General features: G+C 55.7%; 6 protein-coding genes. 1 reads left to right on the top strand and 5 read right to left on the bottom strand.

Annotation, left to right across the window (positions count from 1 at the left end; all coding sequences use genetic code 11):
- Positions 1 to 878 (top strand): glycoside hydrolase family 3 protein (locus IEY52_RS26135; RefSeq protein ID WP_189009531.1); only part of this gene is annotated, 878 nt, incomplete at its 5' end.
- A gap of 147 nt (positions 879 to 1,025) precedes the next feature.
- Here IEY52_RS26135 and IEY52_RS26140 read toward each other — a convergent pair.
- The 5 genes from IEY52_RS26140 to IEY52_RS26160 all read right to left on the bottom strand — a co-directional run bounded on the left by IEY52_RS26140 (position 1,026) and on the right by IEY52_RS26160 (position 5,726).
- Positions 1,026 to 1,667, bottom strand: coding sequence for a DUF6979 family protein (locus IEY52_RS26140; protein WP_189009534.1), 642 nt, complete (start codon positions 1,665 to 1,667; stop codon positions 1,026 to 1,028).
- Positions 1,664 to 2,056, bottom strand: coding sequence for a DUF7662 domain-containing protein (locus IEY52_RS26145; protein ID WP_189009537.1), 393 nt, complete (start codon positions 2,054 to 2,056; stop codon positions 1,664 to 1,666). Before IEY52_RS26145 ends, IEY52_RS26140 begins: the two co-directional genes overlap by 4 nt.
- A gap of 85 nt (positions 2,057 to 2,141) precedes the next feature.
- Entirely contained in the window at positions 2,142 to 3,794 is a 1,653-nt protein-coding gene (locus IEY52_RS26150; protein ID WP_189009540.1) for a CocE/NonD family hydrolase, read from the bottom strand.
- Between the two features lie 184 nt (positions 3,795 to 3,978).
- The gene (locus IEY52_RS26155; protein WP_189009543.1) at positions 3,979 to 4,785 is read right to left on the bottom strand and encodes an HNH endonuclease family protein; all 807 of its coding nucleotides are present in this window, start codon (positions 4,783 to 4,785) and stop codon (positions 3,979 to 3,981) included.
- Positions 4,782 to 5,726, bottom strand: a complete 945-nt coding sequence (locus IEY52_RS26160; RefSeq protein WP_189009546.1) for an AAA family ATPase — start codon at positions 5,724 to 5,726, stop codon at positions 4,782 to 4,784. The genes IEY52_RS26155 and IEY52_RS26160 overlap by 4 nt, the downstream gene beginning before the upstream one ends.
- Positions 5,727 to 5,886 lie beyond the last annotated feature (160 nt).

Here is a 5,886-nt window from a genome sequence, read left to right on the forward strand (position 1 = left end):
ACACCTGTGTGGTGCAGAGCATCAATGCGGGGATCGACATGGTGATGGTGCCGTTCAAGTACGAGCGTTTCATGGAGACCCTTACCAAGGCAGTTGAAAATGGGGATGTTTCCATCGAAAGAATTGATGATGCGGTGTCCAGGATTCTGCATGCGAAACATGCGCTGGGGCTGTTTGAGGAGCAGGAACTCCCCGAATTGTCAGTGGTGGGGTGCAGAGAGCACCGGGAACTGGCGCGGGAAGCGGTGAGGAAATCGCAGGTGCTGCTGAAAAACGACAACGTGTTCCCTTTGAGCAAGACCCAGTGCCTTCTGGTGGCTGGGGGTGCGGCGAATGACCTGGGGGCGCAGTGTGGGGGGTGGAGCATCTCCTGGATGGGTGGTCATGGCAACATCACACAGGGCACCAACCTGCTGCAGGCTTTTCAGGCCACAGTGGAGGATCCCGACCTCGTCTGGTACAGCGAAGATGCAGATGTCTCTGAACGGTTTGAAGTGGGGATTGTGGTGATTGCAGAGGAACCTGCAGCAGAGGGGATGGGGGACCGTTTCGAACTGAAACTGACCCAGGCCCACCTGGAAGTGATTGCGAACGCCCGGAAAGTGTGCAACAAGATTGCTGTGCTGCTGCTGTCGGGGCGTCCTTACGTGGTGACGGAACAGCTGCCCGAGTGGGATGCGTTTGTGGCTTGCTGGTTGCCTGGAACGGAAGGACAGGGGGTGGCAGATGTGGTGTTCGGGGACTTTCCGTTCACGGGGAAACTGAGTTACCACTGGCCCCTGACCCAGGCAGACCTGAAACTGACGTCTGAGAGCCAGCACCTGTTCACCCTCGGGGACGGCATCACCACCGAGAAAACCCCTGTTGCGCTGGTCTGAGGCGAAGGAAGGGCAGCAGATGCGTTTGCTGCCCTCTGACACCAAATGCGTTAGAAGAAGGGTCCCTGGTCTGCAAATCAGGGGCTTGTTCGTTGTGGATGACCAGGACAGACACCTTGATGATCAGTAGAGGCCTTCTCGCACCCGCTAATCCATCAGAATGGCATACAGATAAGAAGGGCCTCGCAAATCCTGCAAGTCCCCTGGTCCTTTGACAGGCATGCGTTCCAGCGCTGTGCGCAAATGTCCCGGGGCAAGGTTCTGCTGGGTGGTGGAAGGTTTGAGGGTGCTGCCAGAGAGGGCATAGGTGAATTCCTGTCCCTGGATTTGCTGGAAAACCTCACCCTGGTGCTTGCGGATGCGCTGCAAGACCTGCTGGTAGCGGTGTTCTCTGGGGTCATCTGCAGCGAAAGCCCGGGTGTCCCAGAGTGCCAGCAACACATCAACCACCCCATTGCTTGTTTTGCGGTCCACCTGTTCGGCACTTCTGATGTTTTCCCACAGGCGGGAAGGGGCATGGGCAAGCTCTGGGTTTTCTTGCAGCAACCGGTGTCCGGTAAGGCAGTATTGCGCGTTCAGGCTGAGGGGCTTTTTTTCCTGCGCTTGCTGGCAGCCTTTCAGGTGGCCATGTTCTGCCAGGCCGACAAAAGCCGAGCGGGGGCAGCCCTTGAGGCATGAGCTTTCACTGCAGTCCTCTGCGTCTGCAGCCTGTTTCCAGGCTTCCAGGGGATTGAAACCCTGATCCAGCAATTGCAGGGCCCGGCGGGTGATGTTCTGGTAGGTGTTCATCTGGCCTCCTGTTCCCGGATGAAGTGCACTTTACCTTCATCCACTTTCATGACTTTCCAGCCCACTTGCAGCCATGCAGCCGCCTGGGTGTGCCCCTGCAAGGTGTTGCTCCACCAGGCCCGGTGTTTGTAGGCAGATTGGGGGAGGTTGAAGCCCAGCAAGGTTTCAATTTGTTGAAAGGTGAGCATTTCTTCGGTCTGGTTGCTCTGGGTCAGGTGTTCAGAAAGGCGCTGGTATTTTCCAGCACTGGGAATCAGGGGTTTTTCCGGTGCTGCATTGACCAGGGTGGGCAGCAAACGCAACAGTTGTTCCAGGGTGAGGGTGGTGTGAAGCTGGGTGCTGAGCAGCACCTGCTCATTGTCCAGCAACTCTATCTTGAGGACTTTCATGACTCATATTATGTCTTAGTGTTACTAAAGCCAATAGTAACACTTCTGGTGTTGATCTACAGCACCCTGAACCCCTGCCCTGAGGTCACCTCACAGGCAGATGGATTCTGGAGGCCACTTCAGCAGCATGGTGAACCGTGCGGTGCGAGGCCCGCATGCGCTGGCCCCTGGCGGGGTCCTCTCCGGTGCCCAGGTTGCGGGCATATTGCGGATGGGAGCCCCCGGAAACCAGCAGCTGGATGCGAGAACCTGCAGAGAAACGGTGGGCCACAGCATCCAGGGACAGCCGCACCATGAATGGACGATCTGCTGCACTGAGGCGGCAAAAACCATCGCTGATGTTGCGTGAGCGACCCTGTGCATCCAGCTCGCAGAGCCGCACAAACACGTCTGCATGGGGGTTGTCGCTGCGGTGGAAGAGTTCCACTTCGGGCACCCCCATGACCTCCAGGGCTTCCTTGAGCACAGGGTCTGTAAAGGTCAGCACGTCTTTGCGGGCAGAAAGCACCCGGCAATCCTTGACCCCTCCATGTTCCAGCAGCTGTCCGCCATGGGTCGGTGTGGGATCCAGCGGATCGTAAGTGAAGGTGGAGGCTGCAGCACCTTCTGGCTGTTGCTCTGCCAGCCCTCCACCGGGCTGCAGAAACAGGGTGTGCATGTGAGCAGCAGGTGGCCAGTCTGCAAGGTCATGCCATGCACCTTCTCCGGTGACAAACACCCGCACGGGTGCAGGCCGTTTGCGGGATGCTCCGGTCAGGTGCTCGGCAAGCCAGTCCAGGCTTTCCCGGGCCAGCACCTCTCCACCGCCTCCATGGGTCCAGGGTCCGACGGTGAGCGCCACATCCACCCCCCTTTGATGCAGCCTGTGGTACTGCTGCAAGGTTTGCTGCAGAAAGATGTCCTGCCAGCCACCCAGCAGCAACACCGGAACCTGCACTTTCTCCAGGGCCACGCCCAGGCGTCTGGGGTTCCAGAAAGGGTCTTTTGGATCCGCGCGGGTCAGGAAATTGCGGTAGGTGGCTGCCAGTGCTCCGCCGCCCAGATGGTGTTCGCCTGCACTGAGCAGGGGGACCCGGGCAAAAGCGGGTTTGAGTCTTGCAGGCCGCTTGAAATTGTCCAGCACCGTGTCCAGCAACCCCATTTTCTCCTGCTGGGAGATCAGGTCAAACCAGGTGAGCAGCAAATCCAGCCGGAATGCCCCGGCCCCGTGGGCAAACTGGTGGATGTCGTGTGGGCCCATCATCACGATGGCCGTGCGCAGTTCTTTCGGGGGGTCCATCAGCAGTGCCCACTGGGTGAACCCCAAATATGAAACCCCAAAAGTGGCGAAAGTGCCCTCAAACCAGGGCTGGTCCCGCATCCAGGCCACCGTGTCCTGCCCATCCAGAATTTCGTGCTGCATGGGTTCAAAAGGACCAGGTCCCGACCCAAAGGTACCCCGGCAGCTTTGCAACACCACCCGGTACCCCCGGGCAGCGTAAGTGGCGGCATAAACCGCAGCCATCAGCACACCCCGACCATAGGGACTGCGGATCAGCACCGTTCCATGGATTTTTCCTGCAGGGACATAAAGGTCTGCCAGCAGGTTCACACCGTCTCGCATGGGCACCTGCACGTTTTGATCTATGTGGTAGGGGTTTCCTTTTGGCAATTTGCTGGTCTGGGTGTTCAGGGCATCCAGCAGGCGGGCCAGGGCGGTGGGAGAAGCGGGGGTGCGGCTCGGGGTCATCTCCTTCATGATCTGATTTTCGCATGACGCGAGGAGAATTCAGTGGGGTGTTGCCCTGTTCATGCTGAAGTGCACAGCAAAACACCGATGGATTCCATTTCAGTACGGAATGGGAATCTACTTCAGACAACCGTTCCCCTGAAAGACCGCATTGACTGGGGCAACCTGGATCTGGTGGTCAACAGTCTGCTGATCAACCCAGAAAACAGCTGAGGCGTATATCGTTCCTCATGGTGATGTAATATCTTGCAACAGATGACAGTTGGGTGCGTGGGTCAAGCATTTTCCTCAAAAGGGACCCATGGTGTTCAGCGGCTGTTTCCCAGGCTGGGTCATTGGTGGCTTCCAAATGACCCAGGGCTTCCAGGTAATGTTCAACATTGTATACACATTCCTGGAGAACCTCTCTTCTGAGGGCCACCAGTTTTGGCAAATCCAGATTCATGATGTCCCTGGTTTTTTCTATTCGCATCCTGTGGTGAGGCGTGGTTGCCTCACTGGAAGGGATCATTTCCCCCTCCAGATTGAATCCGACCAGACGCACATCCATGATTCTGGTGGGATCGATCAGTATGGGTTGCTCTCTGGGCAATTCGGCTGCACAGGTGGCCCTGCTGCACCCTGCAGAGAGCGGAAACAGAGAACCTTTTTTTGAATTTCCCAATTTTCCACAGATCCTGAAATTTTTCCATTCAAAAGCAAGCCACCAATACCCTTCAGACTCTGTTCCATTGTCTTCTTTTACTTTGGATTTTGGCCTGAAATGCTCTATTTCAAATGGAAAATAAGCCGCAGTTGTGTCAGAGAACCAGCATTTGTCATGAGAAAAACTGAGCAGCCAATCCTTGAATGCCCCCCAGGCTTTGGCCGTAGAATCCTTTTGCAAAAATTTCTTTTTTTCCTCCATGGTCGCATAAGTCTCAATTTTCTGGGCTTTCTGTTTTGCAGCTTCCACCCATGTGGGGTCCGGTAATCTCCCGCTGTAAGGGATGTGTCTCATTTTGACTTCTCCACCAGATTTTTAAAAATCCTCTCAGAAAGCCTGGCTTGTCTTTCCAGGGTTTCCTGATCCAGCTCAGAGGGCAGTTTCGTTTGAGGCAAGCTCTTTCTCATCTGAATGGCAAATTCATTGAAGTATGGATTGGGATGACTGAACGGAATGCCATATTCCCTGATGCGCTTTTCCAGGTCTTCCTTGCGCTGGGTCTGTGCATCATTTAAATTCGGACGTCCTGCCAGCAGGTAGTATTCATCCAGCCATGCTGTCATCTCGCTGTCCAGGGTGCTCCTGAGCCCAAACACATCCATTTTCAGCAAACCATCCACGCCAACCCCACGAGGGTCATATTTGGGAGTCTGTGCCGTCACCCCCTTGACCGTTCTGGAAAGGATGCGAACCTGATCTCTGGTGAGGGGACCAATGGTCAGAGGATTGTGCGTTGCCAGCAACACCTGACTGGTGCCATAAGCCACATCAGAACCCGCATCGGTCACACCATTGCTGCTGTCTTCAGACAATCTGGTCGCCAGGAAGGCACTGGTCAGGTGGTCCACATACTCATGGGTCCAGCGCGGATTCAAATGGGAATCTGGTTCATCCAGCAAATACAGGGCTTCACTCCCTTCCGTGGAAAGAATGGCCCCCATCATGGTGATGAACTGCTGCTCGCCCTCGCTCAGCTGGCGGTCTGGCACCAGAGCTGAACCCCTATGTTTCAGGGAAACACCGACCTGTTCCAGCACGCCCAGTGTCATCAGCACATCCAATTGGGCCAGAAAGAATTTGACCGAACCCACAGCCTCAATCAATTGATGCAATTGCCTGGCACCAGGTATGAAGAACTGAACCCGCTCATTGCGTCTGCCCCTTCTGCTGGTGTCTTTCCACTCCGGGACTTCAGTTCGCATGGGCATCCATGCCACCGCCTGCATTTTGCCCATGAACTCCTGGTGTTCTTCTGTAAGCCCCCAGAACGGTTGATCAGACCTGCTGCCTTCCGGGCGTCTGAACGTGAAAAGCGGTGGTTTGTTGAGATGATCTCGCAGAGGGGAGGCAAAAAAGCAGGACAGCGGTAAAATTTCAACTTGTGAGAGAAGAAAA

The sequence above is a fragment of the Deinococcus roseus genome (assembly GCF_014646895.1).
In the GTDB taxonomy this organism is placed as follows: domain Bacteria; phylum Deinococcota; class Deinococci; order Deinococcales; family Deinococcaceae; genus Deinococcus_C; species Deinococcus_C roseus.

Bases quoted from the DNA above. Each gene is read 5' to 3' on its own strand.
- IEY52_RS26145 (WP_189009537.1), bottom strand. From the start codon at position 2,056: ATGAAAGTCCTCAAGATAGAGTTGCTGGACAATGAGCAGGTGCTGCTC.
- IEY52_RS26155 (WP_189009543.1), bottom strand. From the start codon at position 4,785: ATGAGACACATCCCTTACAGCGGGAGATTACCGGACCCCACATGGGTG.
- IEY52_RS26140 (WP_189009534.1), bottom strand. From the start codon at position 1,667: ATGAACACCTACCAGAACATCACCCGCCGGGCCCTGCAATTGCTGGAT.
- IEY52_RS26160 (WP_189009546.1), bottom strand. From the start codon at position 5,726: ATGGGCAAAATGCAGGCGGTGGCATGGATGCCCATGCGAACTGAAGTC.
- IEY52_RS26150 (WP_189009540.1), bottom strand. From the start codon at position 3,794: ATGAAGGAGATGACCCCGAGCCGCACCCCCGCTTCTCCCACCGCCCTG.